The organism is Rugamonas fusca, from assembly GCF_014042365.1.
GTDB lineage: Bacteria > Pseudomonadota > Gammaproteobacteria > Burkholderiales > Burkholderiaceae_D > Rugamonas > Rugamonas fusca.
On sequence record NZ_JACEZS010000005.1, the window covers coordinates 32,956 to 53,950 of the forward strand.

A 20,995-nucleotide genomic window follows, 5' to 3' on the forward strand; every position below is an offset into this window, starting at 1 on the left:
GTTGCAAGCGAGGTGGCGAGCGAGCTTGCCGGCGGCGCCGCAAATCAGCGCGGCACGGTGACGGTCAGCTGTTGCGAGGCGTCCCACGTGCCGGCGGCCGTGTCGAGCCGGAACACGGTGAACGGGACCTGGCCCACGATGTCGCCATGGCTGTCCCAGTCCACGTCGGCGTAGGCGCCGCTGTAGTTGACGTCCTGGCCCTGGCGTACCAGGGCCAGCGCGGCGCCGATATCGTCCGGGCGCACGGTCTGGCCCGGCGCGTTCATCACGTCGCGCAGCGCGGCGCGCACCATGGCGCCGGTCGGGCTGGCTGTCCGGTTGAGCAGGCCGGCCCGCTCGATGGCCAGCGCCATCACCATCACGATGTCGTACACGGGGGCCGTGAAGTCCTGCGGCTCGGCGCCGTACTGGGCCAGGTAGCGCGCGCGGAAGCCCTGGTAGGACGGATTGTCGTAGGCGCCGATGGTGGCGGCCGCGCCGATGGCGCCGCCCACGATGCGGGCCGGGTCGGCCAGGTTGTCGAGGAAGGTCTGGTTGCCGGCCGCCGTGCCGGGCAGCAGCCACAGGGCGCGGTTCTGGTAGGGCAGCGCTTCGTTGAGCACATTGGCGGAAATGTCGGCCGCCAGGATGCCGTTCAGGATCACGTCCGGCCGGGCGTCGTACACCTGCTTGAGGTAGCTGTCGAAACCGTTCTTCTGGCCGAACGGGATGGTGACGGTCTGCACCACCTGGCCGCCCAGGGCCTGGAACGCGGGCGTAAACAGGCTGGCCAGGCCGGCGCCGAACGCGTCGCCCGCGTTCACCAGCACCACGGCGCGGCGCTTGCCGGCGTCCCAGGCCAGCCGCGCCAGCACGGGCGTGGCGTCCACGTCGGAGACGCCGATGCGGAAGATCAGGTCGTCGTCGGCGATGGTGCTCAGGGTGGGCGAGGAACTCGATTCCGTCAGGATCGGCACCGCCTTGAGCTTCGCCTGCGGCAGCAGGTTGAGCACGCGGGTGGAGGTGGACACGTTGAGGATGGTCACGCCCGCGTCCAGCAGTTGCTGGCCCATGGCCTGCGCTTCGGCGTTGTCGCGCGCCACCAGCGCGATCGCGTTCAGGCGCTTGCCCAGCACGCCGCCGGCGTCGTTGATCTGCTTGGCCGCCAGCAGGAAGGCGTCGCGGGTGGAGGTGCGCCAGCCCACGGAGCCGATGTTGATGGCGGCCGGATCGATCATGGCCAGGATGGGTTGGGACGGCAGCGCCGTGGTGGCGTCGCCCGTGCCGCCGCCACCGCAGGCGGATAATGTCAGCATGGCCAGCAGCGACAGGCAGGCCGCGCGCCGGCCGGCCGAGGGGACGGCGCGGAGACGCTGGCCGGCCTCGCCGGCCGTGCCGGCGGCGCACCGCGTGGCGTGATCAGAAGCGGTATTCATACTGGACTCCGAAGCGCCGTCCGGCCGAGGGGTAGTCGATGCCGCCCACGCCGGGATCGACATAGCGGCTGTTCCACAGGTCGCGCAATTGCAACCGCAGTTGCCCATGGTGGTTGATGGTCCAGCGCGCCGTCAGCGTACTGTCCACGTAGCCGGACAACTGATAATCCTGGTTGGCCAGCAGCACGTTGGCAGTGGCGGCCGGGCGCGCGCCCACGTAGCGGTTGTCCAGGCTGACGAGCAAGCGCTGGTCGTACAGGCCGACGCTGGCGCCGAAGTTGGCGCTGTTGGCGGGGAACAGTTCGCCGCCGGGACGCTGGGCCAGCGGCGCCAGGGTGTAGCGGTTCAAGCTGCGCCGGTTGTTGGCGCGGCTGACGTTGGCGTAGCCGTTGAAGCCTTCGTGCTGGTAGCGCAGCTCCAGCTCCACGCCGTTGACGGTGCTGTCGCTGCTGTTGCGGGCCACCAGGTTGAAGAACGCCTGTTCCAGCGTGACCAGGTCGCGCACCCGCGTGTGGTAGGCCGTCAGCGTGCCGTTCCAGTGCGGCGCGGCCGGCGTGCTCAGTTGCGCCTCCACCGTGCGCGCCTGTTGCGGTGCCAGCGCCGGGTTGCCCGTGATGTCGCCCGGCTGCACGGCCGTGCGGTACAGCAGCTCGGCCGACGGCGCCTGGAACGCCGTACCGCCCAGCAGCTTGACGCCCCAGTCGCGCACGCGGCCGACCACGCCGGCGCGCAGCGAGCTCTGGGTGCCATACACGGAGTGGTGGTCGGCGCGCGCGCCGGCGATGGCTTGCCACGCCGCGGCCAGCGGGAACTGCCATTGCAGGTACAGGCCCGTGTTGCGCAGCGTGCGCTGGCCCGGTTCGCTGAGCTGGAACAGGTTGCCATCGGCGATGCGGTAGCGCTGGAACGACTCCAGCGTCTCGCGGTCGCGCAGCACGTCCGCGCCCAGCAGCACGCTGCTGTTCTCGCCGGGCTGCCACAGCCACTCGGCGCTGGCGTCCAGCGCGTGGTAGCCGAAGTCGCGCAGCAGGTAGTAGTCGCTGGCGCCGGTGCGCACCCGGTCCGCGTTGCCCGGTTCACCCTGGCCGTAGCTGGCGCTGGCGCGCAGCGTGTTGCGCGCATCGAGCCGGCCCGTGTAGTTCAGGCGCACAAAGCCCTGCTCCAGTTGCACGTGGCTCGGTGGGCGCAGCAGGGGATTGAGGCTGGCGTAAACGTTGTCGCTGTCCTGGCGCTGCCAGTACAGGCTGGCGCCAAATTCGTCGCGTTCTCCTTGCCAGCCGCCGCGCAGGTAGAGCGTGCCCGGGGCGCTGTCGTCGTCCGGGCTGGTGGCCACGGCCGCGTAGCGCTGGTAGTCGGGCGAGATGCGGGGCAGGCTCTGGCCGCCCCGCTCCAGCCGCGCGCCCTGCACGCCCCATGCGCCCCACCATGGCCCATGCTGGACGGCGCCGCTGCCGCTGGCGATAGTGACGTTGCGTCCATCCTTGTCCCATTCGTGGCTCAGGCCCAGGCGCTGTTCGGTGCCGGTGCGGCGCGTGATGACGTTGACGGCGCCCAGCAGCGCGTCGGCCCCGTACAGCACGGACACGGGGCCGCGCACGATCTCGATGCGTTCGATCATGCTCATGGGGAGCAACTCCAGTCCCGTCCACTGCTGCTGGGTGCTGCGGAACGCGATCGGCTGGCCGTCGAGCAGGATCTTGATGCCGCGGCTGGCCGCCTGGGCGCCGGCGTTGATGCCGCGCACGCCGAAGTTGTGGTTCAGGCCATCGTCGCTTTCGACCAGGCCGGCCACGTGAGACAGGGCTTCGGCCACGCTCTGGTAGCCGTAGCGGGCCAGGTCGTCGGCCGTGACCAGCGTGACGACGGCGGGCGTGGCGTACAGCGGGGTGGCGGTCTTGGTGGCCGTCTGCACCTTGACGCTGCGCAGCTGGTCCAGGCTCAGTTCGAACACGGTGTCGTCCTGGCTGGCCGCGCAATGCGGGCTCGTGCCCGCAGCCAGCACCAGCCACAGCGCCGCCAGCCCGGCGGCCGGGCGCGACCGATGCGTTCGGCGTTCGGCGTACGGGTCGCAGGGCGCCGGGGAACGCGGCGGGCGAGGTGAGTGCGGTGGGTGCGGTGGGTAAGGCATGGCCAGGCTGGCTTTCCCTTCATGGTCGGCGGGGACGTCCCCTGCTGGCCAGTATTCCCGAATTCGGACGGCGCCACAAGCGCCTTGGCATGGGGCGGGCACACCGGCAGGGTGGCGCCGCCGGCGCTCCCGTGGCGGACCGGGGAGATTGTGAAATGACGGGCTTGAAAGTGTGAGAAATTCGCAACGGCGGTGCGGTGGCGACGGCTTGCCCGGTGATGGCCGCCGCGTCACGCGCGGGTCAAAAAATGCCGTGTGCCGCGCGGCGCTTGGGATAGAATAAATTTGATATACAGCAAACTGGTGCGCCCCTGGGCGGGCCGGAGCAAGCCGGGTCGGAGCAAGCCGTCCGGATGGGCGCAAAAGGGGCGGGGTGATGAAACGACGTGGCCGGTGGTGGCAATGGTTCGGCAGCTTTGGCTGGGGTGCCAGCCTGTTGTCGCTGTCATCGCTGCTGCCATGCGCGCTGGCGGCCGACGACACGCCCTTGCCGGAACAGCAGGTCAAGGCCGCCTACATCCTCAACTTCACCCGCTACGCCAGCTGGCCGCCCGCCACCCTGGCTGACCCGCGCGCGCCGCTGGTGGTGTGCGTGATCGGGCAGGACGCCGGCGATATCGCGCGCCGCCTGCAAAGCCGGGCCGCCGGCAGCCATCCGCTGGAGCTGCGCACCATCACCCGCAACGAGGAGGGCGACGCCTGCCACGCGCTCTACATCGGCGCCTCGGAGAAGGCGCGCCAGGGGGCGCTGCTGGCGCGCTTGCGCGACCAGGCCATCCTCACCATCGGCGACTCCACCTCGTTCCTGGCTGACGGCGGCATGATCAACCTGATGCTGGTGGACGGCACCATCCGGTTCGAAGTGAACCTGGCGGCCGCCAAGCGTTCCGGCATGAGCCTCAACCCGCGCGTGCTGGCGCTGGCCGAGCGGGTGCTGGGCGGAGCGGCCAAATGACGGCGTGGCGCGCGCTGCTGCGCGACCTGGCGCTGCCGCGCAAGCTGCTCCTGATGTCGGTGCTGACGACGCTGGTGGCCATGCTGGTGGCGCTGCTGGCGCTGGTGAGCTACGACTTGCTGGTGGTGCGTCCGCGCCTGGTGCAGGACCTGGCCAGCCGCATGGACCTGGTGTCGCTCAACCTGGACGTGGACTTGAACTTCGGCGACCGGGCCGCCGCCGAGCGCACGCTGGCGGCCCTGCGCGGCACGCGCGACATCGACAGCGCCTGCCTGTTCGACGCGCGCCAGCGCATGTTCGCGCGCTACGCGCGGGCCGGCACGCCGCTGTGCGACTGGCCAGGCGAGCAGGTGGCCGGCGGCCACCGCTTCCATGGCGACCTGCTGACCATGCTGGCGCCGGTGCGCTTCGAGCACGAGGTGGTCGGTTACCTGCAGGTGGAATATGCCTTGCCGCCGCTGGCCGAACGGATGCGCCAATATGGCCTGGTGCTGGCCGTGGTGTTGATGACGCTGGTGGTGGGCGGGGTGTTGTATGCGCTCACGCTGCGCCGTCTGGTCACCCAGCCCGTGCTGGCCCTGTCGCGCGTGGCCGACCGCGTCACGCGCGAGCAACGTTATGACTTGCGGGCTCCGGTGCAGGCGCACGACGAGATGGGCCGGCTGGCCGAGGCGTTCAACACCATGCTGGCCACCATCTCGGCGCGCGAGCACGCGCTGCGGGTCAGCCAGTCCCTGCTCAGCAACATCATCGACAAGTCCTCGGCCATCATCTACATCAAGGACCGGGACGGGCGCTACCTGATGGTCAACCAGCGCTTTCGCGACATCCTGCCGGCCGGCGCGCCCGATCCCGTGGGCCACGTGGACGCCGACCTGTTCGCGCCGGACGTGGTGCGGGTGATCCGCGAGGCCGACCACGGCGTGCTCGTCTCCGGCCAGTCCTACACCTACGAGGAGGACGTGCCCGACGCCAGCGGTGCGGCGCGCACCTACATCTCCGAGAAGTTCCCCCTGATCGACGGCGACGGCAACGCCTGGGCCGTGGGCGGCGTGTCGACCGACATCAGCGAGCGCAAGAAGGGCGAACTGGAACTGATGCATTACCGCGACCGGCTGGAGGAACTGGTGCAGTTGCGCACGGCCCAGATGCAGGGGGTGAACCGGGAACTGGCCGATTCGCTGGCCACGCTGCAGCGGGCCCAGGATGAACTGGTGCGCAGCGAGAAGCTGGCCGCGCTCGGTTCGCTGGTGGCCGGCGTGGCGCACGAACTCAATACGCCGATCGGCAACAGCCTGCTGGCCGTCAGCACCCTGATCGACCAGACCCGCATCTTCGCCAAGCGGGTCGAGGAAGGCATCAAGCGCTCCACGCTGCATCACTTTATCGACGACGTCAACGCGGGCGGCGAGATCGTGCTGCGCAACCTGCACCGGGCCGTGGACCTGGTGGCCAGCTTCAAGCAGGTGGCGGTGGACCGCACCACGTCGCAGTGCCGGCCGTTCCTGCTCGATGAACTGACGGCCGAGATTTTGCTGGTGCTGGTGCCCACGGTCAAAAAGACCGGCATCAAGGTGCGCCAGGAGATTCCGCCGGGGATCGCCATGAACAGTTATCCGGGGCCGTTCGGCCAGGTGCTCATCAACCTGATCAACAACGCCCTGACGCACGCGTTCGAAGGCCGCGCGGATGGCGAGATTGTCGTTGGCGCCCGCCCGCTGGCGCCCGATTCGGTCGAGGTGACGGTGCGCGACAACGGCTGCGGCATCGCGCCCGAGCACATGGGCCGCATCTACGACCCGTTCTTCACCACCAAGCTGGGCAAGGGCGGCTCCGGGCTGGGGCTCAACATCGTCTACAACATCGTGTATGGCTTGCTGCGCGGGCGCATCGAAGTGGACAGCACGCTGGGCCAGGGCACGCGCTTCGTGCTGACCCTGCCCCTCAACAGCTGAACCTCAGCAGCTGATGCGGTTGGCGCACGGCGCGCCGCGCAGGTAGCAATCGAGGTTGTGCCAGGTGGTGGCGGCGATCTCGCGCATGGCTTCCACCGTGAAGAAGCCCTGGTGGCCCGTCACCAGCACGTTGGGGAAGGTCAGCAGCAGCTGGAACACGTCGTCGTCGAGGATGTCGCCCAAGCGGTCGCGGAAGAACAGCGCGCTCTCCTGCTCGTACACGTCGATGGCCAGCGCGCCCAGGTGGCGCGACTTGAGAGCGTCGATCACGGCCGCCGTTTCGATCAGGCCGCCGCGCGAGGTGTTGACCAGCATGGCGCCCGGTTTCATGCGCGCCAGGCTGGCTTGGTTGATCATGTGGCGCGTGCTCTCCAGCAGCGGGCAATGCAGGGTGACGATGTCGGAGGCGGCCAGCAGGGCTGGCAGCGCCACCACCTTGCCCAGCGTGGCGAAATGGGGATCGGGCGCCGGATCGTGGCCCAGCACGCGGCAACCGAGGCCGTGGAAGATGCGGGCCGTGGCCAGGCCGATCTGGCCCAGGCCGACGATGCCCACCGTCTTGCCGTGCAAGGTCACGCCCAGCAGGCCGTCGAGCGCGAAGTTGCCCTCGCGGACGCGGTTGTAGGCGCGGTGGGTGTGGCGGTTCAGCGTCTGCACCAGCGCCAGCGTGTGCTCGGCCACAGCTTCGGGTGCGTAGGCCGGCACGCGGGCCGCGAACATGCCCAGCCGCCCGGCCGCCTGCACATCAAGGTTGTTAAAGCCCGCGCAGCGCAGCAGCACGGCGCGCACCCCCAGCCCGTGCAAGGCGTCCAGCACGGGCGCGTCCAGGATGTCGTTGACGAACACGCACACGGCCTGGCAGTCCTGGGCCAGCGGCACCGTGTCGGCCGTCAGCGCGACGTCGTAATAGCGCAGTGTGACGTCGGCGTGGGCCGGGTGATGGGCCAGCGCTTCGTCCAGGAAGCGGCGGTCGTAGGGCTGGGTGCTGTAGATGGCGATCTGCATGGAAGGCGGGTGGGTGGGTGGCGGCCGGTGCTGGCTTGGTACTGACAGGCACTTACTCGTCGGGGATGCCGGCCAGCAGGTCGGTGACGCCGAATTCGATGCCGGCCTGCGACAGCATGGTCGTCACCTGGCCACGGTGGTGGGTCTGGTGGTTGAAGAAGTGCAGCACCAGGCTGGACATGCGCTTGCGCGCCACCACGCCCTTGGTGTTGGTGTATTCGAGCACATGGCCCAGGTGTTCCTCGCGCACTTCGCGCACCCAGGCGTTGATGATGGCGTCCAGCTCCATGCGGTGCGGATGCCAGTGGCCCAGCTCATAGAACTGCATCTGCGACAGGGCCGTGGGCGCGGGCATGGCGCGCATGGGCGCCAGCGCGGCGAAGTTGGCCGGATGGTGGGAAAAACGTTGCAGCCACAGCGTGTCGCCCACCACCAGGTGGTTCAGGGTGCCGAGGATGGAGCCGAAGAAGGCGCGCCGGTCGGCCAGCAGTTCTTCCTCCGGCAGCTGGACCGCCGCCTCGTACATGCGTTGGTTCATGGCCGCGTTGTAGTCGGCCAGCAGGATCAGGTTTTCGCTCAAGCTCATGCGGTGCTCCAGGGAGTGGGATGACAGATTGTCCCGCCTTCAGCGGGAAATTGCAAATTCGGCTACAGTAAAGGCCGCGGCGTGCCGTCAGTGGCGGCCGCGCGGGCAATTGCAAGGTTCAGGGGGAGCGCCATGAGCGAATTACTGGCAGTGGTAGGAATTGTGGGCTTGGGTGCCAGCATCGTCGTCAACCTGGTGCTGATCGCCTGCCTGCGCAAGGCGGATGAGGCGCGCGACCAGTAGCTGGCCGCGCGCCGGGGGGATTAGTACAGTTTGACGGGCGGCACCAGCTTGGCGCGCAGCCAGTCCACCAGCGTGTGGACGGCCATGCGGGCCATGCCGTGCAGGGCCAGCAGGTGCTTCTGGTACATCAGCCGGTACAGCAGCCGGGCCGTGGCGCCGCTGACCTGGATGCGGCGTCCCGTCACCGCGCCCGACAGCACGCCCACGGCGGCCAGCGGGCCGAGCGAGACCAGCGAACCATAGTCGCGATAGCGGAAGTCCGTGCCGCCGGGCGCGTCGCGCCGCGCCAGCAGGTCGGCCAGGAACATGGCCTGCTGGTGCGCCACCTGGGCCCGCGGCGGCACCGCGCCCTTGACGGGACAGGTGTAGCTGGCGCAGTCGCCCAGCGCGTAGATGGCCGCGTCGCCGGGCGCGCGCAAGGTGGCGTCCACCACGATCTGGTTGATCCGGTTCACGGGCAGGCCCAGCGTGCCGCACAGGGCCGGGCCTTCCACGCCGGCCGCCCACAACGTGAGGTCGGCGCGGTGCGCGTGGCCGGCCGCGTCATGCACGGCGTGCGGCGAGACGCTGGCCACGGCCGTTTCCGTCAGCACCTCGATACCCAGCGATGCCAGGTGGCGCGCGGCCCGCACCGACTGGCGCGGATGCAAATGCGGCAGCAGGAACTTGCCCCGTTCGATCACGCTGATGCGCACGTCCTGCAGCGGGTCCAGCGCATGCACCTTGTACTGGGCCAGCGCGCGGGCGCTGTGGCTCAATTCCGCCGCCAGCTCGACGCCGGTGGCGCCGCCTCCCACGATCACCACGTGGACCTGGCCGCGCGCGGCGTCGCCGCGGGCCTTGCGCTCGCTGGCATGGATGCAGGCGGCCACGAAGCGCTTGCGGAACGCTTCGGCCTGATTGACGTTTTCCAGCGTGAGCACGTGTTCGGCCGCGCCGGGCACATTGAAGAAATTGGTGACCGAACCGAGGGCCAGCACCAGCTTGTCGTACGGCAGGCGGCGGCGCGGCTGCACTTCCAGCCCGTCGCTGCAACGGGGCGCCAGTTCGATGCTGCGGCCGGCGCGGTCCACCGCCATCACCTCACCTTGCACGAAGTCGAAATGGTGGGCCGCCGCCTGGGCCGCGAATTCCACCTGCGTCACCTGCGGGTCGCACTTGCCCGAGGCGACCGTGTGCAGCAGGGGCTTCCAGAAGTGGCCCGGTGCGCGGTCGATCAGCAGCACGCGTGCGCGTCCGCTTTTGCCCAGGGTGTCGCCCAGGCGCGTGGCCAGTTCCAGTCCCCCGGCGCCGCCTCCTACGATAACGATGGTCTCCATGCTGTCATCTCCCAAGTGGTTGAAGAAAAGGTGTGACCGCGTCGCTGGTGCTGCGCCTGCCGGCGGCAGGCGTCCGGCGCCCGCCGTCCGTGCTTCGTTACGTCATGCTGCCAGGCTGTCCGCTTCCTGCGGATTGGCTGTGAACGGGCTGGTTCGCAATTCACGCAGCGCGTCGAAGGTGATGAACTGCTGCGGGCGTACGACGTCGGCCCCGTACGGCGCCACCGAGACGGTCCACAGGCCGCTCTGTTGCGCCGCCTTCAGGGCTGGCGCCACCGTGTCGATGGCGATGGCCGCTTGCGCCTCGATGCCCATCGCATGCAGCGCGTGGCCGAAGGGGCCGGGGCCGGCCTGGCCGTCGAAGCTGACACCGCCGGCCACCACGGCGAACAGGCTGGTGACGTCGGCGCCGAAGCAGTGTTCGAGCAGGGCGGCGGCCACCGGCGCGGGCAGGTCCGACAGCACGGCCAGCTTGCAGCCGGCCGCCAGCGCGTCCTCGATCAGGGCCTGCGCGGCTGGCGAAGCCTTGGGTGGATTGGCCGCCACGGCCAGCTGGAATTGACGGTGCTTCCCGGCGTGCAGCGCGGCCACGGCGGCCTTGTCACGCAAGCCCGCGCTGGACACGGCGGCCGTGATGGCGTTGGCGTAGCCGTGGCTGGCGGCGGCCGCGCGCAGGGCCGGCAGGGTCCAGCGCAGTGACAGTTCCGCCTCCGCGAAGGCGGCGTTGCAGGCTGCAAGGTGCAGGGCTTCGGTGTCGAACAGCACACCGTCCAGGCCGAGGAAGATGACGTCGATGCTCATATCGCGCTTTCTGGTTAGGTCGCAGTGGGAGGGTAACGTTAGATGCGTCACGTTAGATGAGTGTCAATATAGGGGTAGAATGAACAAAAGAAAAATTAAAGATTTTCGATAATTGATAAGGAAAAGCTTATGCATCACGCCAGTTTTCGCCAGTTGGAGGCGCTGACACTCGTGGCGCGGCATGAAAGCGTGTCGCGCGCGGCGGACGCGCTGCATGTGACCCAGCCCGCCATTTCGTTGCAAATCCGCACATTGGAGGACATCACGGGCATCGCGCTCACCCGCAAGGTGGGCCGCAACATCCAGTTGACGGCCGCCGGCGAGGTGATGGTGGAATTCTCCGAACGCATCCTGCGGCTGTGGGAGCAGGCCGCCGACGAGCTGGCGGCCCTGCGCGGCGTGACCAGCGGTACGCTGCGCATCGGCGCCGTGACGACGGCCGAGCACCTGCTGCCGCCGTTGCTGGTGCCGTTCACCATGGAGCGCCCCGACGTGCGCCTGAAGCTCCAGGTGGGCAACCGGGCCGAGATCGTCAACATGCTGGCACGGCATGAGATCGACCTGGCCATCATGGGCACGCCGCCGCGCGAACTGCGCACCAACGCGGCCCGTTTCGCGCGCCACCCGATGGCGTTCGTGGCCAGTCCGTCGCACAAGCTGATGAAGAAAAAGAAGCTCACGCTGGACGACGTGATGGGGGCCAACCTGCTGGTGCGCGAGCGCGGCTCGGGCACGCGCACGGCCATCGAGCGGCTGTTCCGCGAGGCCGGTCATCCGCTCAACTTCGGTTCCGAAGTGTCGAGCAACGAGGCAATCAAGCGCATGGTGTCGGCCGGGCTGGGCATCGGCTTTTTGTCCGTGCACGCGTGCGGGCTGGAGTTCGAGGCGGGCTTGCTGGCCATCCTGCCGATGCAGGAGCATCCGGTGGAGGCGGACTGGCACGTGATGCACCTGACCGACCAGCCGATACCGAAAGTGGCGGCGGCGTTCCAGGACTACGTGATCGAGCACGGCCAGGAGCTGGTGCGGCGCGAGCTGGAAGGGCTGTACAAGCAGCTGGGCCGGCAGCGCAAGCCGCGCGCGGGCGGCGCGGCGGCGGCCGACTAGCGTAGGACCCGCAAGGACCGGCAAAGCGCCGGGCCGCTCAGGCCAGCTTGGGCAGCGCGTAGCTCCGCACGGCGTCGCACGCCGCATGCAGCGCCGACGCGTCCTGCACGCGCAAGGCGTGCAGGTAGCCGCGCGCGAAAGGCAGCGCGGCGCCCAGCGCTGCGGCATCGTGCTGGCATTGCCGCAGCAGGCGCTCGGCCACCACCAGGTCGTTGTCGCGTCCCAGTTCGTCCTGCATGGCGGATAGGTGGTCGAGGTAGCGCCGCGTGGCGCCGGGGCGCAGCAGCGAGGCGAAGAATTCCACCCCGTAGCGGCAGCGTTTGCCGGCGATGCGCAGCCGGTGCACGGCGCGGGCGGTGGCGTCGCGCGCGCTGTCGCCGGCCAATTCGTTCGCTGCGGAAGCCACGCCACTGGTGGCGGGCGCACCGGCACCGGCGCCGGCGCCGGCACTGAGCGCCTTGCGTGCGGTCGCGGCGCGGCGCAGCAGCTTGCGGTGCAGCTGGCCCAGGGTGCGCCGCGCGAACGTGGCGGCGGGACGGGCCAGCGGATTGTGCTTCGATGGCGCGCTGATGGCGGCCAGTTGCAACTGCTGCAGCCACAGGTTCAGGCCCAGCATCAGCCGTGCGTAGCGGGGCGACTGCAGGGCGTGCGCGGCGGCACGGCGACGGGTGTGCGCGGCGTGGATCAGGTGATCCCGCAACGGCGCCAGGTCCACGGTATCGTCCTGCGCGTCCTGCGCCCGCGGCAGCGTGGCCGTGGCCAGCACGTCCCAGTCGCGGGCCGCGCCCAGTTGCTGGCCCAGCCACGCGAGGTCGGCCAGCAGCGCGGCGGGACAGGGCGCGCAGGCGTCGAACAGCCGCAGCGCGGAACGCAGGCGGCGCGTGCCCACCCGCAGCTGGTGCAGGCTTTCGCTGTCGTGGCCGTGGATCACGGCCGCTTCGTTGTCCTGCATGTGGCGCAGGCAGTTGGCCAGCACGGCCTGCAATGCCTGGCCCGTGGTGGCGTCGCGTGCGAGCGTGAGGGGCGCGGCCTTGACGGCGGCCAGCGGCCGCTCCAGGCACAGCGCGTAGCCCCGTTCGGCCTTGTTGACGTTGCTGACCTGGAGCGGCAGGCTGTCCAGCAAGCCCAGCGCGCACGCGAACAGGCTGGCCGGATGGCCGGCTTTCAGTTCCAGCTCGATTTCATTGATAGGCAGGTGCCGGCCCTGGCGGCTGATGTGCCCTTCGTCGAGCACCAGTTCGATGATGCTGCCGTCGTAATCGAGCTCCCACGTGCTGCGTTCCACTTCGACCGAAAACAGCGGCGCCAGTTGCTGCCTGAGGCCGGGCGCGTCCAGCACGGCCAGCCAGTGCGCGTCGTCGCCGATCAGCTTGCGCAGCTTGCCCAGCCGGGGCAGCTCGTCCGGCACCGGACCTTCCCACTCCAGCCGCGCATGCAGGCCGCCTTGCACGCTGCCGCCGGCCTTCATGGTCTGTATCCATTGCCCTTCCACCTGGCGCACGCGCAGGCCCGCCCCATGGCGCAGCAGGTGCAGGCCGGGGGTGTCGAAATAGCGGGCCGTGAGGCGCGCCTTGCGCTGGCGCGCGCGCGCGTGCGCGGCCAGCAGCGGATGCCGGACCAGCTTGCCGTTGTCGGCCGGGTCAAGCAGCAGTTTCAGTTCGACTTCCATCATGGGCTCGCATGCGCGGTAGTGTTCCAGTGTAGATGAATTTGTCCCCGATGGTCGCATGCCGCGTTCAGCCTTGATGGCGCAGCGTTTGCCACGCCGGCACGGCGGCGCGCCAGAAGGCGTCCAGCGTGTCGGCCCGCAGGTCCAGGCCGAGGAAGCGGGCCGCCGGCAGCATCGCCTCGCGCAGCAGCTGGTCGGGCGCGGCGCCCGTGTCGAACGCTTGCGCGCCCGTTTGCTTGGACAGCTTTTCGCCGCGCTCGTTGACGACCACGGGCACGTGCAGGTAGCGCGGCTGCGGCAGGCCAAGCAGCTGTTGCAGGTAGATCTGGCGCGGCGTGGAGTCGAGCAGGTCGGCGCCGCGCACGATGTCGGTGATGTGCTGGGCGCCGTCGTCCACCACCACGGCCAGCTGGTAGGCCCAGTAGCCGTCGGCGCGCTTGATGACGAAGTCGCCCACTTCATCCGTCAGGTCCTGACTCACATAGCCGGCCCAGCGGTCCTGGAAGCCGATCACGCAGTGCGGTGATTGCGGCACCTTGAGCCGCAGCGCGCGCGCCGTCTTGCCGGGCGCGAGGCCGTGGCGGCAGGTGCCGGGGTAGATGTTGGCCTGCGCCTGCTTGCCGCTCAGGCTCAGTTGGGAATCGGCGATCTCCTTGCGCGAGCAGCCGCAGGGATAGACGGCACCGGCCGCTTCGAGCTGGCGCAGCGCCGCCTCGTACAGGGCGGTGCGCTGGCTTTGCCACGTCACCTCGCCGTCCCACTGCATGCCGCAGCGCTGCAGCGAGGCAAGGATGTGGCGGTCGGCGCCGTCCACGTTGCGGTCGCCGTCCACGTCTTCGATGCGGACCAGCCACAGGCCGCCGTGGGCGCGCGCGTCCAGGTAGCTGGCCATGGCGGCCACCAGCGAACCGAGGTGCAGCGGGCCGGTGGGCGAGGGCGCGAAGCGGCCGATGTAGGGGGATGCGGAAACTGTCATACCGCAATTTTAGCGCCTGCCGCGCCGGTCGCGTGGCGGCCGCCATGCAGGCCTTGTTCGGTGTGCCGGGACCGTGTGGCAAACGTTCTGTTTTCGCTTCTATTTTCTTCTGCTTTCCCCTGTTCGGTCCTGCATGCTGATTGCCGGCCAAAACAGAAGAAAGCAGAAGAATGCAGAAGCGGAAGCAGAAGGAATTCCACACGGCGCCAGGCCGCCCGCCACGGCATGCCGCCCGCTATTTCCCGCGCGCCTTATCGGCCAGCGGCCGCACATAGCGCAGCAGGCTGACCAGTACCTTGCCCGGCTCCTCCCATGGAATCATGTGCGAGGCGTGCTCGAACCACACGCCTTGCTTGTACGGCGCCTTGACCTGGGCCAGCCATCGCGCGGTCGGTTCGGATGGCGTGGTGTAGTCGTGGCGGCCCATGAACATGAGGACGGGGATGGGGAAGCTGTGCACGTGCGAATAGTCGACCTGGACGAACTCGGGCAGCAAGCGGCCCAGCGTCAGCAGGTTGCCCTGGTCGATGTTGTGCACGTCATCGGCCGTGTACTCGGGCGACAGCAGGGGGCCGTCGAAATAGTAATCCGACTCGCTGCGGTAGGCCGTCATGCCGCCGTAGTACTGGGGCCATTTGCGGGCCAGGATGATGCGCTCGCGGGTGATCGGCTGGTCGCCGGGGTAGGGCGCGATCGATTGCAACTCCTTCAGCGCTTCCGTGTCGTTGCGGGCCTGGGCCTCGCGCAGCGCATAGTCGTAGCTGACCCGCTCATTCTCGCGCACGTTGATCACCTGGCCCATGCCCACGTAGGCATAGAACAGGTCGGGCCGCTTGAGGGCGGCGCCCATGGCCACCACCGTGCCCCAGCTGTGCCCCATCAGGATCAGCTTGTCCTTGTGGTACTTCTTGCGCAGGAATTCGGCCACCTCGATGGCGTCGTCGATGTAGCGGGGGATGTGGATGGTGTCGCCCACGGTATGCGGGTCGGCCTCGGCGTAGCTCTTGCCGGCGCCGCGCTGGTCCCAGTTGACGACCGTGAAGTATTCCTCGATCGGGCGCTGGTACTGCCAGATGGTGGGCATGGCTGGCGAGGCGGGGCCGCCGTGCACGAACAGGATCATGGGCTGGTCGCGGTCCTGGCCGCGCACGTTGAGCCACTGGGCTACCCCGCCGATGGTGGTCTTGTAGGTTTCCTGGATGCCGGACGGGGCGCTGATCTTTTCCAGGTCGGCCACCACCTGCCTGGCCTTGCGGTAGTTGGCGGCGTCCCTGGCCACTTGTGCGGCATCGGGCGCTGCCGGTGGCGCGGCGGGCGCGGCTGGCGTCTCTGCCCGCGCCACGGTCATTGCCATCAATATCAAACCCAGCCATACCAGCTTCATGCGTGCTCCTTGAACGGGTGGAAAATGCGAGTTGAGAAATAATAAACTTGTTTGTCCGGGCCGGAAAGCGTGTCAGCGGTTAAGATAGCGGCCATGGAACTGCTCACCGACATCATCCTGCGGGCCGGCAAATCGGCCGTGGAACTGGCCTTCTTCATCCTGCTGCCCGTGATGGTGGTGATGCTGTCGCTGATGCGCCTGCTCGAGGCGAAAGGCATCCTGGACTGGCTGGTGGCGCGGCTGGCGCCGCTGCTGCGCCCGCTGGGCCTGACGGGCCTGTCCATCTTCGCCCTGCTGCAGATCAGCTTCGTGAGCTTCGCCGCGCCCATCGCCACGCTGGCCATGATGGACCAGCGCGGCGCGTCCGACCGCCACCTGGCCGCCACGCTGGCGCTGGTGCTGGCCGCGGCCCAGGCCAATATCTCGATCCCGATGACGGCCATGGGCCTGCACTTCGGCTTCACCTTGCTGTGCGCGCTCGCTGGCGGGCTGGCCGCGTCCGCCTCGGCCTACTACGTGTATGGGCGCCACCTGAACGGCGCCGAACTCGTCGTGGACCAGTCCGTGCCCCATCCGGTGGCGGAAGACGCCAAGGGTGTGCTGGACGTGATCAACCGGGCCGGCGCCGAATCGTTCCGCATCGCCGTGGCCGCGCTGCCCATGCTGATCCTGTCGCTGGTGGCCGTGACCATGCTGCGCTCGGCCGGCGCCATCGACCTGCTCACGCGCGCACTGGCCGCGCCCATGGCCTGGCTGCGGCTGGACCCGGCCATGATCCTGCCGGCCGTGACCAAGTTCCTTGGCGGCGCCACCGCGTGGATGGGCGTGATGGATGAAATGATACGGCGCGGTGCGGCCAGCGCGGCCATGCTCAACCGCAGCGCCGGCTTCCTGCTCAACCCCTTCGACTTGCCCGGCGTGGCCATCCTGATCTCGTCCGGCCGGCGGGTGGCGGCCGTGTGGCGGCCGGCCGCGTTCGGCGCGCTGACCGGCATCGCGCTGCGCACGGCGGCCCACCTGCTGTTTGCTTGACTTTTTGCTATTGTTGCGCCGCGCAATAACGAGCGCGGCCAGTTGCCTTACAATGTGCGCGCGGCACACCCGGACCGCACTGACCTTTGCACTTATCCTTCGCACTTATCCTTACTACCCCCACAGGATCCCATGCAGAAAATGACCCCATCGTTCGCCGCCACCGCCCTGGCCCTCGGCCTGGCGCTGGCCTTTCCCGCCCATGCCGGCAGCGCCACAAGCGCGCCGCTGCTGCAGGAAGCCCCGTTGCGCGCCCACCTCGCGTTCCTTTCCAACGATGTGCTCGAAGGCCGCGGCACCGGCCAGCGTGGCGCCGACCTCACCGTGGCCTACCTGGAAACCCAGGCGCTGGCGGCCGGCCTGAAGCCGGCCAACGGCGACAGCTACCGCCAGTCCGTCAAGATCGCCGGCGTGGTCGGCCTGCCCGACCAGAGCTCGCTGCACCTGACGGCCGGCGGCCAGCCACTGGCGCTGGCCTACGGCCAGGATTGGGTATGGGCGCCCGGCGACGCCCAGGCCACGCACGCGTTCAACGCGCCGCTGGTGTTCGTCGGCTATGGCGCCACGGCGCCGGAGGAAGGCTGGGACGACTACAAGGGCCAGGACATGACAGGCAAGCTGCTGGTGATGATGGTCAACGACCCGCAGCCGACAGCCGAGCAGCCCAACCGCTTCGCCGGCAAGGGCCTGACCTATTACGGCCGCTGGACCTACAAGTTCGAGGAAGCCAAGCGCCGCGGCGCGGCCGGCGTGCTGCTGATCCACACGGACGCCAGCGCCACCTACGGCTGGAGCGTGGTGCAGCACAGCTGGGCCGGCGTGGAGCGCTTCCAGCTGGCCGAAGGCGCCCACGGCACGGCGCTGCAAGGCTGGCTGACGGACGCCTCCGCGCGCGCCCTGTTCAAGGCGGCCGGCCAGGACCTGGACCAGCTGCGCGCGGCCGCCGAGCGCAAGGACTTCCAGCCGGTGGCCCTGAACGCCTCGCTCGATGGCGACATGCAGGCGGCCGTGCGCAAGGTCGAGCAGTTCAACATCGCCGGCGTGGTGCCGGGCAGCGATCCCAAATTGAAGGATGAAGTGGTGATCTACAGCGCCCACTGGGACCACCTGGGCAAGCATGGCGACAGCGGCGACACCATCTACAACGGCGCCGTCGACAACGCCTCCGGTTCGGCCGCGTTGCTGGCCATGGCCAAGGCGGCCGTGCAGGCGCCGGCCAAGCGCAGCCAGATGTTCCTGTGGGTGGCGGCCGAGGAGCAAGGCTTGCTGGGCAGTGAAGCGTACGCCGTGGCGCCGTTGTGGCCCTTGGCGAAAACGGCCGCCAACCTGAACCTGGACAGCCTGAATTTTGTCGGCCAGACGCGCGACATCGGCGCCCAGGGCAGCGAGCGCACGGAACTGGGCCGGCTGGCCGCCATGGCCGCCAAGGGCATGGGCATGCATATCGCCGAGACGGAACCGGACCTGATCGGCGGCTACTTCCGCAGCGACCACTTCAACTTCGCCAAGGCTGGCGTGCCGGCGTTCTCGATCGACGCGGGCCGCGAGTTCATTCACGACCCGGCCGGCTCCAGGGCCAAGGTCGACGCCTACCAGCAGCGCTACCACCAGGTGACGGACGAGTATGACCCCAGCTGGGATTTGTCGGGCATGACCCAGCAAGCCCAGTTCACGCTCAACCTGGGCCGGCTGGTGGCCAACGGGCCCAAGATGCCAGCATGGCGCTCCGGCGACGCGTTCGGCAAGGCGCGCGCGGCTAACTGACCAAGCCGCTACCCCCAAGCAAAATCGGGGACGTAACACGGTTTTTCCGACAAGGAAAACCGTGTTACGTCCCCGATTTTGCGTTGCGGGAACTGTTAGTGGTGGAAGGAGAGCGAGATCACCGTGCCCGTCAGGTCGATGCCCTTGATGGCGATGCTGCCGAAGCTGGGGCCGTCCGAGCCGCGGATGCGGATGTTGTTGAAGTTCATCTCGCCGATCGAGGTGGGCAGGCTCAGCGTGAGCGAGCCATCCTTGTTGATGGTGGCGGCCGCCTTGCTTGGATCGTACAGCACGTTCTTCATCGTCACGTCCGACTCCAGGAAACCCAGCACGGGGTTGACGATCTTGGCCATGTCGCCAATGATCTCCAGGCCGTTGGTCTTGACCGAGCTCTTCACCTGGGCCACCAGGTCCTCGCTCAAGCCCTGGGCGGCCGTGTCGCTCAGTTCATCCTCGGTCAGCATCTGCAGCCCTGACTGTTCCTTGCGCAGCGTGACGGGCGTGGTCACGGCCAGCGTGGGCAACACTTCGGCCGCGTAGGTTTCCAGCGGCGCCAGCAACGACGTGGCGATGGCCGCAGCCATCCGCAAGTTGCGCTGGGTGCGCAGAATGTCGTTGATGTGCTCATGGGTGATGATGTCCCACTCGGCGAAAATGTCACCGAGGCGCTGGCCCGTGTTGCGCTGGTGTTCGATAGCGCGGTCCAGCTGTTCCTGCGTAATCAGCTTCTTCTTGACGAGCAGCTGACCGAACATTGATTTGTGGTGGTTGGTGGACAGCCATCCCATGGCGTACTCCCCTTCGTCGTGGTTAGTAGAGTGAATCAACAAAACTGCGCGCGGCCAGTGGACTGTCACGGGAGAATCGGGAGTGAAGGACGTGCCAGCGGCAGGCACTACCGATTCGAGCGTGACCGTCCACTAGTCTCCCCTCAGGCCGTTTCGCGCAGCGGCGGCAGCATGGCCGGCACCTGCGGCCCCGGCTGGTGGGCCAGGTGCACGATGTCGGACGGCGCCATGCCGAACCAGCGTTTGCAGGCCCGGTAGAACGCGCTGGGCTCGGAAAAGCCCAGCTGGAAACTCAGCATCTTGAGCGACAGCTCGCCGGCGCACAGCGACTGGCGCGCCAGCTCGCGCCGGGTGTCGTCCACCAGCGTGGTGAAGCTGGTGCCTTCCTCGGCCAGCCGCCGTTGCAGCGTGCGCTCGCTCATCATCAGCTGGGCCGCCACGTCGTCGCGGTGCGGCGGGCCCTTGGGCAAGAGCGTGGCCAGCAAGCCTTGCACCTTGGCCGAGAACGTGGGCGGCTCGGCCCGCGCCAGGCTGGCCAGCACGCGCTGGCCGCCGCCATCCTGCAGCGGCGGGTTGGGCGGCAGCGCCATCACCAGGTCGGCGTCGGCGAACTCCATCACGTTGTGCGGCATGTCGAACTTGACGGGGCAGCCGAACGTTTCCTCGTACACGTGGGCGTTGGCCGGCTGCGGGAACGCGTATTCCACCACCACCGGGGTGGCGTCGTCACGCCCGGCCGCGCAGCGCAAGGTGCGCAGCAGCACGCACCAGACGAAGTCGTAGCGCTGCTGGGGCACATGGCGGCGCGCGCCGGGCAGCACCAGGCCGACCCGGGTGTGGCCGTGGCAGCGCTCGATCGTGCTTTGCACGGTGGGCGAGACCAGCATGATGTGGCCCATCACGCCCAGCCAGCCGAGCCGGTGCGGGGTGGACACTTTCAAGCCCAGCAGGGGATCGCCGGATTTCTCGACCAGCAATTCCCACAGGTGGCTGAGCTTGTCGGACAGCGTCAGCGCGTCGCAGGCGAGGCCGTCGCCTTCGTTCAGACCGGCCTCGGCGAACAGGGCGTCGGCCTCGACGCCGGACTGGGCCAGGCGCGACTTGACGCCGCGCACCAGGTGCAGGGCGGAAGAATAGGTCATGGCGTCACCTCCGGCAGGGTGGCGGGGGCGCGGGCCGGGGCGGGGGCAGTGTACGTGGACAAGGTAGACCTCCTGTATGTCACCACTGTGAAAACATCAAGACGGGGATGCGGGGGCGCGGCATCACCGCTTCAAGGCGTGACGGCCGCGCGCAGGCGCAGGCCGATCTTTTCCGTCAAGCCCTTCATCTTGGCGTCGATCACGGGGCGGCTGTCAGCGGCCACGCCCTCGCCAAGCTTGCGTTGCATTTCCGGCACCAGCGCCTCGAATTTCTTCTTGACGGGCGATTCGAGGATGGCCACCAGCTGGCGCAGCTCCTCTTCGTTGAAGCGCTCGGCCAGGATGGGCGCCACCGTGGTGGGGATCAGCTTGTCGGCGCTGGCGCGCGTGATGGGCGTGGCTTCCTCCATGAACTTGCGCGCTTCGGCCACGATGTCGGTCATGGCCGCGTCGCGTTTTTCCACCGAGGCGCGGCCTTGCAGCATGGCGCGCGCCTGCTGCACGGCGTCGGCCACGGGCGCTTGCAGCATGGACTGGCCGATGCTGTCGATATTCCACAGTTTCAAAATCTTGTCGATCAACGCCTGCTTGGCGGGGCTGATGGCGGCGGCCGGCGCGGCGGCGGCCGGGGCCGGCGCCGGGGCGGCCGTGGCGGCCAGCGCGCTCAGGCTGGCGCCGCACAGGGCCAGCGCCGCGATGGTGGTCTTGATGTTTGCTTGCATGGTT

The 20,995-nt window shown here is 68.7% G+C and carries 17 protein-coding genes; 5 read left to right on the plus strand and 12 right to left on the minus strand.

Annotated elements, in window-relative coordinates; all coding sequences use genetic code 11:
* Positions 1 to 44: 44 nt before the first annotated feature.
* Both H3H36_RS07660 and H3H36_RS07665 read right to left on the minus strand, forming a co-directional pair.
* Positions 45 to 1,415, minus strand: a complete 1,371-nt coding sequence (locus H3H36_RS07660) for an ABC transporter substrate-binding protein (RefSeq protein WP_182215935.1) — start codon at positions 1,413 to 1,415, stop codon at positions 45 to 47.
* Positions 1,399 to 3,366, minus strand: a complete 1,968-nt coding sequence (locus H3H36_RS07665) for a TonB-dependent receptor plug domain-containing protein (RefSeq protein WP_311196600.1) — start codon at positions 3,364 to 3,366, stop codon at positions 1,399 to 1,401. The genes H3H36_RS07660 and H3H36_RS07665 overlap by 17 nt, the downstream gene beginning before the upstream one ends.
* A gap of 553 nt (positions 3,367 to 3,919) precedes the next feature.
* Here H3H36_RS07665 and H3H36_RS07670 point away from each other — a divergent pair.
* On the plus strand, positions 3,920 to 4,498 hold the full coding sequence (locus H3H36_RS07670) for a TOL_0243 family YfiR-like periplasmic protein (protein WP_182215940.1): 579 nt from the start codon (positions 3,920 to 3,922) through the stop codon (positions 4,496 to 4,498).
* Positions 4,495 to 6,453 carry an ATP-binding protein gene (locus tag H3H36_RS07675; RefSeq protein ID WP_182215942.1) on the plus strand — a complete coding sequence of 653 codons (1,959 nt, stop codon included), beginning with the start codon at positions 4,495 to 4,497 and terminating at the stop codon, positions 6,451 to 6,453. The genes H3H36_RS07670 and H3H36_RS07675 overlap by 4 nt, the downstream gene beginning before the upstream one ends.
* 3 nt (positions 6,454 to 6,456) lie before the next feature.
* On the opposite strand, the gene H3H36_RS07680 is transcribed toward H3H36_RS07675, so the two are convergent.
* The 4 genes from H3H36_RS07680 to H3H36_RS07695 all read right to left on the minus strand — a co-directional run bounded on the left by H3H36_RS07680 (position 6,457) and on the right by H3H36_RS07695 (position 10,407).
* Positions 6,457 to 7,458 carry a 2-hydroxyacid dehydrogenase gene (locus H3H36_RS07680; RefSeq protein WP_182215945.1) on the minus strand — a complete coding sequence of 334 codons (1,002 nt, stop codon included), beginning with the start codon at positions 7,456 to 7,458 and terminating at the stop codon, positions 6,457 to 6,459.
* A 52-nt stretch (positions 7,459 to 7,510) separates the two neighbouring features.
* A complete protein-coding gene (locus tag H3H36_RS07685; protein ID WP_182215947.1) occupies positions 7,511 to 8,044 on the minus strand; it encodes a DinB family protein in 534 nt (177 codons plus the stop codon).
* A 263-nt stretch (positions 8,045 to 8,307) separates the two neighbouring features.
* A complete protein-coding gene (locus tag H3H36_RS07690; RefSeq protein WP_182215949.1) occupies positions 8,308 to 9,606 on the minus strand; it encodes an NAD(P)/FAD-dependent oxidoreductase in 1,299 nt (432 codons plus the stop codon).
* A 102-nt stretch (positions 9,607 to 9,708) separates the two neighbouring features.
* Positions 9,709 to 10,407: an HAD family hydrolase gene (locus H3H36_RS07695; protein WP_182215952.1), complete on the minus strand. Its 699-nt coding sequence runs from the start codon at positions 10,405 to 10,407 to the stop codon at positions 9,709 to 9,711.
* A 129-nt stretch (positions 10,408 to 10,536) separates the two neighbouring features.
* Here H3H36_RS07695 and H3H36_RS07700 point away from each other — a divergent pair, with 129 nt between their 5' ends.
* Complete coding sequence (locus H3H36_RS07700) at positions 10,537 to 11,514, plus strand: LysR substrate-binding domain-containing protein (RefSeq protein WP_182215954.1); 978 nt, start codon at positions 10,537 to 10,539, stop codon at positions 11,512 to 11,514.
* 37 nt (positions 11,515 to 11,551) lie between these two features.
* Here the strand turns inward: H3H36_RS07700 and H3H36_RS07705 are convergent, their stop codons facing one another.
* The 3 genes from H3H36_RS07705 to H3H36_RS07715 all read right to left on the minus strand — a co-directional run bounded on the left by H3H36_RS07705 (position 11,552) and on the right by H3H36_RS07715 (position 15,543).
* A complete protein-coding gene (locus tag H3H36_RS07705; protein ID WP_229219803.1) occupies positions 11,552 to 13,186 on the minus strand; it encodes a CYTH and CHAD domain-containing protein in 1,635 nt (544 codons plus the stop codon).
* 64 nt (positions 13,187 to 13,250) lie between these two features.
* Positions 13,251 to 14,159, minus strand: coding sequence for a tRNA glutamyl-Q(34) synthetase GluQRS (gene gluQRS / locus H3H36_RS07710; RefSeq protein ID WP_182215956.1), 909 nt, complete (start codon positions 14,157 to 14,159; stop codon positions 13,251 to 13,253).
* 235 nt (positions 14,160 to 14,394) lie between these two features.
* Entirely contained in the window at positions 14,395 to 15,543 is a 1,149-nt protein-coding gene (locus H3H36_RS07715) for an alpha/beta fold hydrolase (RefSeq protein ID WP_229219804.1), read from the minus strand.
* 93 nt (positions 15,544 to 15,636) lie between these two features.
* On the opposite strand from H3H36_RS07715, the gene H3H36_RS26920 reads away from it, so the two are divergent.
* Positions 15,637 to 16,575 carry a nucleoside recognition domain-containing protein gene (locus H3H36_RS26920; protein WP_182215958.1) on the plus strand — a complete coding sequence of 313 codons (939 nt, stop codon included), beginning with the start codon at positions 15,637 to 15,639 and terminating at the stop codon, positions 16,573 to 16,575.
* 132 nt (positions 16,576 to 16,707) lie between these two features.
* On the plus strand, positions 16,708 to 18,339 hold the full coding sequence (locus H3H36_RS07725) for a M28 family peptidase (RefSeq protein ID WP_182215960.1): 1,632 nt from the start codon (positions 16,708 to 16,710) through the stop codon (positions 18,337 to 18,339).
* 95 nt (positions 18,340 to 18,434) lie between these two features.
* Here H3H36_RS07725 and H3H36_RS07730 read toward each other — a convergent pair whose 3' ends face one another.
* The 3 genes from H3H36_RS07730 to H3H36_RS07740 form a co-directional block, all read right to left on the minus strand.
* Positions 18,435 to 19,127: a cyclic di-GMP-binding domain-containing protein, MshE-related gene (locus H3H36_RS07730; protein WP_182215962.1), complete on the minus strand. Its 693-nt coding sequence runs from the start codon at positions 19,125 to 19,127 to the stop codon at positions 18,435 to 18,437.
* Positions 19,128 to 19,270: 143 nt separating this feature from the next.
* Positions 19,271 to 20,269, minus strand: coding sequence for an AraC family transcriptional regulator (locus H3H36_RS07735; protein WP_182215964.1), 999 nt, complete (start codon positions 20,267 to 20,269; stop codon positions 19,271 to 19,273).
* 131 nt (positions 20,270 to 20,400) lie between these two features.
* Positions 20,401 to 20,991, minus strand: a complete 591-nt coding sequence (locus H3H36_RS07740; protein ID WP_182215967.1) for a DUF2059 domain-containing protein — start codon at positions 20,989 to 20,991, stop codon at positions 20,401 to 20,403.
* Positions 20,992 to 20,995 lie beyond the last annotated feature (4 nt).

Excerpts from the sequence above, each read along its gene's own strand:
- H3H36_RS07725 (WP_182215960.1), top strand. The coding sequence starts at position 16,708 with ATGCAGAAAATGACCCCATCGTTCGCCGCCACCGCCCTGGCCCTCGGC.
- H3H36_RS07660 (WP_182215935.1), bottom strand. The coding sequence starts at position 1,415 with ATGAATACCGCTTCTGATCACGCCACGCGGTGCGCCGCCGGCACGGCC.
- H3H36_RS07675 (WP_182215942.1), top strand. The coding sequence starts at position 4,495 with ATGACGGCGTGGCGCGCGCTGCTGCGCGACCTGGCGCTGCCGCGCAAG.
- H3H36_RS07690 (WP_182215949.1), bottom strand. The coding sequence starts at position 9,606 with ATGGAGACCATCGTTATCGTAGGAGGCGGCGCCGGGGGACTGGAACTG.
- H3H36_RS07715 (WP_229219804.1), bottom strand. The coding sequence starts at position 15,543 with ATGAAGCTGGTATGGCTGGGTTTGATATTGATGGCAATGACCGTGGCG.
- H3H36_RS07695 (WP_182215952.1), bottom strand. The coding sequence starts at position 10,407 with ATGAGCATCGACGTCATCTTCCTCGGCCTGGACGGTGTGCTGTTCGAC.
- H3H36_RS07735 (WP_182215964.1), bottom strand. The coding sequence starts at position 20,269 with ATGACCTATTCTTCCGCCCTGCACCTGGTGCGCGGCGTCAAGTCGCGC.
- H3H36_RS07700 (WP_182215954.1), top strand. The coding sequence starts at position 10,537 with ATGCATCACGCCAGTTTTCGCCAGTTGGAGGCGCTGACACTCGTGGCG.
- gluQRS (WP_182215956.1), bottom strand. The coding sequence starts at position 14,159 with ATGACAGTTTCCGCATCCCCCTACATCGGCCGCTTCGCGCCCTCGCCC.
- H3H36_RS07670 (WP_182215940.1), top strand. The coding sequence starts at position 3,920 with ATGAAACGACGTGGCCGGTGGTGGCAATGGTTCGGCAGCTTTGGCTGG.
- H3H36_RS07705 (WP_229219803.1), bottom strand. The coding sequence starts at position 13,186 with ATGATGGAAGTCGAACTGAAACTGCTGCTTGACCCGGCCGACAACGGC.
- H3H36_RS26920 (WP_182215958.1), top strand. The coding sequence starts at position 15,637 with ATGGAACTGCTCACCGACATCATCCTGCGGGCCGGCAAATCGGCCGTG.
- H3H36_RS07730 (WP_182215962.1), bottom strand. The coding sequence starts at position 19,127 with ATGGGATGGCTGTCCACCAACCACCACAAATCAATGTTCGGTCAGCTG.
- H3H36_RS07740 (WP_182215967.1), bottom strand. The coding sequence starts at position 20,991 with ATGCAAGCAAACATCAAGACCACCATCGCGGCGCTGGCCCTGTGCGGC.
- H3H36_RS07685 (WP_182215947.1), bottom strand. The coding sequence starts at position 8,044 with ATGAGCTTGAGCGAAAACCTGATCCTGCTGGCCGACTACAACGCGGCC.
- H3H36_RS07680 (WP_182215945.1), bottom strand. The coding sequence starts at position 7,458 with ATGCAGATCGCCATCTACAGCACCCAGCCCTACGACCGCCGCTTCCTG.